The 4,212-nt window shown below is 73.5% G+C and carries 5 protein-coding genes; 3 read left to right on the forward strand and 2 right to left on the reverse strand.

Going from position 1 to position 4,212, the window contains the following annotated elements:
- On the reverse strand, positions 1-545 hold a 545-nt coding region (locus tag C3489_RS37840), incomplete at its 3' end, for a MarR family transcriptional regulator (protein WP_146075409.1).
- 48 nt (positions 546-593) lie between these two features.
- On the opposite strand from C3489_RS37840, the gene C3489_RS37845 reads away from it, so the two are divergent.
- The 3 genes from C3489_RS37845 to C3489_RS37855 all read left to right on the forward strand — a co-directional run bounded on the left by C3489_RS37845 (position 594) and on the right by C3489_RS37855 (position 3,143).
- Positions 594-1,706 (forward strand): Gfo/Idh/MocA family oxidoreductase, encoded by a 1,113-nt coding sequence (locus C3489_RS37845; protein ID WP_103786663.1) that lies wholly within the window; start codon positions 594-596, stop codon positions 1,704-1,706.
- Positions 1,703-2,197 carry a heme-degrading domain-containing protein gene (locus C3489_RS37850; RefSeq protein ID WP_103786664.1) on the forward strand — a complete coding sequence of 165 codons (495 nt, stop codon included), beginning with the start codon at positions 1,703-1,705 and terminating at the stop codon, positions 2,195-2,197. Before C3489_RS37845 ends, C3489_RS37850 begins: the two co-directional genes overlap by 4 nt.
- 82 nt (positions 2,198-2,279) lie before the next feature.
- Entirely contained in the window at positions 2,280-3,143 is an 864-nt protein-coding gene (locus C3489_RS37855) for an LLM class F420-dependent oxidoreductase (protein ID WP_103786665.1), read from the forward strand.
- Between the two features lie 113 nt (positions 3,144-3,256).
- On the opposite strand, the gene C3489_RS37860 is transcribed toward C3489_RS37855, so the two are convergent.
- Positions 3,257-4,114: a fumarylacetoacetate hydrolase family protein gene (locus C3489_RS37860; RefSeq protein ID WP_103786666.1), complete on the reverse strand. Its 858-nt coding sequence runs from the start codon at positions 4,112-4,114 to the stop codon at positions 3,257-3,259.
- Between the last annotated feature and the right edge of the window lie 98 nt (positions 4,115-4,212).

Below are 4,212 nucleotides of genomic sequence, written 5' to 3' on the forward strand. Positions count from 1 at the left end.
GTGACCCGGTGCAGCACGCCCCGCGCATGGTCGAGCGGCCCCGGCAGCGCGACGCCCACCCCGAGCACCGAGCCCGCCGGCACGGCGGCGGTCAGCGGACGTATGGCCCGCTCCACGGCGTCCAGCACCGCCTCCGCCCCGGCCCCGAGGTCGAGCGGCGCCCGCCGCTGCCCGACGACCGCGCCGGTGAGGTCCACCAGCACCGCCCGCAGCTCGTCGCGGTCCAGGTGCACCCCCACGGCGTGCCCGGCGTCCGGCACCAGCCGCAGCACCGTGCGCGGCTTGCCGCCGGTGGACGCGCGCCGCCCGGCCTCGGTGGCCAGGCCCTGCTCGCGCAGCCGGGCGGTGATCTTGCTGACGGCCTGCGGGGTCAGCCCGGTGCGCTCGGCGAGTTCCAGCCGGCTGATCCCCTCCTCGCCGGCCGTGCGCAGCAGGTCGAGCACCAGCGCGGTGTTGTGGCTGCGCAGCCCCAGCAGGTTGACGCCACCCCTGGTGGCACCGCCGTCACCCTTGATCGCACCGTTCGTACCGCTCACAGCCCCCATTCTCCCCGCCGCTTGCACTTTGGCAACAGCGTTGCGAAAGTGGGTGGCATGACAGGTACGACAGGCACCCCCCTCCCCGAGGAGCCCCTGCGCGACGAGGCCCCCCTCCGCGTGGGTCTCATCGGCTACGGCCTCGCGGGCTCCGTCTTCCACGCCCCGCTGATCGCCACCACCGAGGGCCTGGCCCTCGACACGGTGGTGACGTCCAACCCCGAGCGGCAGGAGCAGGCCCGCACCGAGCACCCCGGTGTGCGCATCGTGGCCGGCGCGGACGAACTGCTGGAGCGGGCCGGCGAGCTCGACCTGGTCGTCATCGCCTCCCCGAACAAGACCCACGTCCCGCTCGCCACCGCCGCCCTCAAGGCCGGCCTGCCGGTCGTCGTCGACAAGCCGATCGCCGGCACCGCGGCCGAGGCGCGCGAGCTGGCGGCGCTCGCCGAGGAGCGGGGCCTGCTGCTGTCGGTCTTCCAGAACCGCCGCTGGGACAACGACTTCCTCACCCTGCGCAAGCTGATCGACGAGGGCGCCCTGGGCGACGTCTGGCGCTTCGAGTCCCGCTTCGAACGGTGGCGGCCGCAGCCCAAGGGCGGCTGGCGGGAGTCCGGCGACCCGGCGGAGATCGGGGGTCTGCTGTACGACCTCGGCAGCCACGTCGTCGACCAGGCGCTGGTGCTGTTCGGACCGGTCACGCAGGTGTACGCCGAGTCGGTGGTGCGGCGCGCGGGCGCCGAGGCCGACGACGACACGTTCCTCGCGCTGACGCACGCGGGCGGGGTCCGCTCCCACCTGTACGTCTCCTCCACCGCCGCCCAGCTCGGCCCGCGCTTCCGCGTGCTCGGCTCGCGGGCCGGCTACGTCAAGCACGGCCTGGACCCGCAGGAGGCGGCGCTGCGCGAGGGCCGCCGCCCGGGCCCCGGCTGGGGCGAGGAGCCGAGGGAGCTGTGGGGCCGCGTGGGCGCCGGGGAGTCCCCCGTGACCGGCGGCGGCACCGCCGAACCCACCCTGCCCGGCGACTACCCGGCCTACTATGCGGCCGTGGCGAAGGCCCTCACCGGCGCCGGCCCCAACCCGGTGACCGCGCTGGAGGCGGCCGACGCCCTCGACGTACTGGAAGCGGCCCGCGTCTCGGCCCGCGACGGTGTGGTGGTGACCCTGCGATGAGCGAACTGACCCCGAAGTTCACCCCCGAACTCACCCCGGGCATCGAGGAGCTGGAGGCCCAGGAACGCCGCCTGGTCTTCCGCCAGTTCACCCACGACGACGCGTGGGCGCTCGGCTCGCTGCTCGTCGAGCTGGCCCGCGAGCGGCAGGCGCCCGTCGCCATCGACATCCACCGGGCCGGACAGCAGCTCTTCCACGCCGCCCTGCCCGGGTCCACGCCCGACAACGACGCCTGGATCGCCCGCAAGCGCCGGGTCGTCGAACGCTACGGCAGCGCCTCCTACCTGGTCGGCGCCCGCTTCCGGGCCAAGGGCACCACCTTCGAGGAGTCCTCCCGCCTCGACCCCGACGTGTACGCGGCCCACGGCGGCTCCTTCCCGATCAACGTCGAGGGCGTCGGCGTGATCGGCGCGGTCACCGTCTCCGGACTGCCGCAACTGCAGGACCACCGGCTCGTGGTGGAGGCGCTGGAGCAGTTCCTGAAGATCTGACGTGCGCCGGGATTAACCCGGGGATCCCTCCGGTTGGGATGGCCGTAGACGTGATGATCACGGAACCCGCCCGGAGGGACCCATGAGCGCAGTCAAGGACAGGATCGGCCGGTACGGCATCTGGAGCGCGGCCCTGCGTGCGGAGGACCCCGCCGGGCGAGGTGAACGGGGCGAGGCCGCCGCCGAGTTGGAGGCCCTCGGGTACGGCGCCCTGTGGCTCGGCAGCAGCCCCTCGGCGGACCACGCCGAGCCCCTCCTGGAGGCGACCGAGCGCATCACCGTCGGCACCAGCATCCAGAGCATCTGGCAGCACACGGCCGCCGACACCGCGGTCCGCTTCGCCGAGCTGGAGCGGGACCACGCCGGGCGCTTCGTCCTCGGCCTGGGCGTCAGCCACGCCAAGCTCGCCTCGCAGTACCGCCGGCCCTACTCGGCCCTGGTCGCCTACCTCGACGAACTCGACGCGGCCGGCGTACCCGCCGAGCGCCGTGTCCTCGCCGCGCTCGGCCCGAAGAACCTGGAGCTGTCCCGGGACCGCGCCGCCGGTGCCGTCCCGTACCTGGTCACGCCCGAGCACACCGCCGAGGCCCGCGAGATCCTGGGCGCCGCCCCGCTGCTGGCCCCGGAGCTGAAGGTCGTCCTGGAGACCGACCCGGCCCGCGCCCGCGAACTGGCCCGCGGCGCCCTCGCCCTCTACCTGGGCCTGCCCAACTACACCAACACCTTCCTGCGGCTCGGCTTCACCGAGGACGACCTGGCGGACGGCGGCAGCGACCGCCTGGTCGACGCGGTGTTCGCATGGGGCGACGAGAACCGCATCCGCGAACGCATCGACACCTACATCAAGGCAGGCGCCGACCACGTGGCCCTCCAGGTGGTGACGGCAGGCCCGAGGGAGAACCTGCCGAGGCAGGAGTGGAGGAGGCTGGCTGCTCTACTGGGGTGAGCTGACTGACCTGAAGGGGCGCGGGGCTGCATTCGATATGCGGCTCCGCCGCGTGGGCGCGAGCAACCACGACAAACCCGCAGCCGCCAGACGATCAGCAACCCCCCACCCCTTCAGGCGTCTTTCAACTCCTGCCGCTGCCGCCCGAGCCCCTCGACCTCCAGCTCCACCACATCCCCGGAACGAAGGTACGGCTTGGGCTCAGGCTGCCCCATGGCCACCCCCGCAGGCGTCCCCGTGTTGATGACGTCCCCGGGGTACAGCGTCATGAACTGGCTGACGTACCGCACGACCTCGCCCACCGGGAAGATCTGGTCGGCCGTCGACCCGTCCTGCTTCAGCTCCCCGTTGACCCACAGTTTCAGGGAGAGGTTCTGCGGGTCGGGCACCTCGTCGGCCGTCACCAGCCACGGCCCGAGCGGGTTGAACGTCTCGCAGTTCTTGCCCTTGTCCCAGGTCCCGCCCCGCTCGATCTGGAACTCCCGCTCGGACACGTCGTGCGCGACCGTGTACCCGGCGACATGCGCGAGCCCCTCCTCGGCCGACCCGAGGTAGCGGGCCGTACGCCCGATGACGACCGCCAGCTCGACCTCCCAGTCGGTCTTGACCGAGCCGCGCGGCACGAGCACCGTGTCGTTGGGCCCGACGACCGTGTCCGGCGCCTTGAAGAAGACGACCGGCTCGGCGGGCGGCTCGGCGCCGGTCTCGCGGGCGTGGTCGTGGTAGTTCAGCCCGATGCACACGATCTTGCCGATGCGGCCCAGCGGCGGCCCGATGCGCAGCCCGGCCGCGTCGAGCGCGGGCAGCTCGCCGGCCTCCGCGGCGGCTCGGATCCGGCCGAGGGCGGCGTCGTCGGCGAGCAGCGCGCCGTCGACGTCCTCGACGAGACCCGACAGGTCCCGCAGGGTCCCGTCGGCGTCGAGCAGCGCCGGGCGCTCGGCCCCCGCCGTTCCGACTCGCAGCAGCTTCATATGGGTCACCATCTCCCTCGATCGCGGGCGCCCGGCCGATGGGTGCCGCCGGGTGCGGCCGAGGCGCGGCAGCCATCGTCAGGACTGGTCGATCCTCC

This window comes from Streptomyces sp. Ru71 (genome assembly GCF_002920535.1).
Classification (GTDB): domain Bacteria; phylum Actinomycetota; class Actinomycetes; order Streptomycetales; family Streptomycetaceae; genus Streptomyces.

Excerpts from the sequence above, each read along its gene's own strand:
- C3489_RS37860 (WP_103786666.1), bottom strand. The coding sequence starts at position 4,114 with ATGAAGCTGCTGCGAGTCGGAACGGCGGGGGCCGAGCGCCCGGCGCTG.
- C3489_RS37850 (WP_103786664.1), top strand. The coding sequence starts at position 1,703 with ATGAGCGAACTGACCCCGAAGTTCACCCCCGAACTCACCCCGGGCATC.
- C3489_RS37845 (WP_103786663.1), top strand. The coding sequence starts at position 594 with ATGACAGGTACGACAGGCACCCCCCTCCCCGAGGAGCCCCTGCGCGAC.
- C3489_RS37855 (WP_103786665.1), top strand. The coding sequence starts at position 2,280 with ATGAGCGCAGTCAAGGACAGGATCGGCCGGTACGGCATCTGGAGCGCG.